At 48.4% G+C, this 397-nt stretch carries 1 rRNA gene; it reads left to right on the top strand.

Annotated features, from left to right (window positions below):
• Positions 1-111: 111 nt before the first annotated feature.
• A 23S ribosomal RNA gene (locus KVP70_RS33375) occupies positions 112-397 on the top strand; the annotation flags it as partial.

Here is a 397-nt window from a genome sequence, read left to right as displayed (position 1 = left end):
TGCGGGGAACCGCGTGGGTGGGTAATGATTGTATGTATCAACAAACGCAACAACGTAGTACTTCTTATTCCTATAAACGCTCCTTGTTAGTCGCAGGGGCTAACGTTATAGGGACAAGTGAATAAGTGCACATGGTGGATGCCTTGGCGATTACAGGCGATGAAGGACGTAGTAGCTTGCGATAAGCTGCGGGGAGCTAGCAAACAAGCTTTGATCCGCAGATTTCCGAATGGGGAAACCCGGCCCTTTGGGTCATTGCATACTGAATACATAGGTATGCAAAGCGAACGCGGCGAACTGAAACATCTAAGTAGCTGCAGGAAAAGAAATCAACCGAGATTCCCAAAGTAGTGGCGAGCGAAATGGGATGAGCCTGCACGTTTTAGCATGACGCATA

The sequence above is a fragment of the Duganella violaceipulchra genome (assembly GCF_019166075.1).
Taxonomy (GTDB): domain Bacteria; phylum Pseudomonadota; class Gammaproteobacteria; order Burkholderiales; family Burkholderiaceae_D; genus Rugamonas; species Rugamonas violaceipulchra.
Note: the sequence above shows the minus strand (reverse complement) of the source record. Positions and strands in the feature narration are given on the sequence as shown.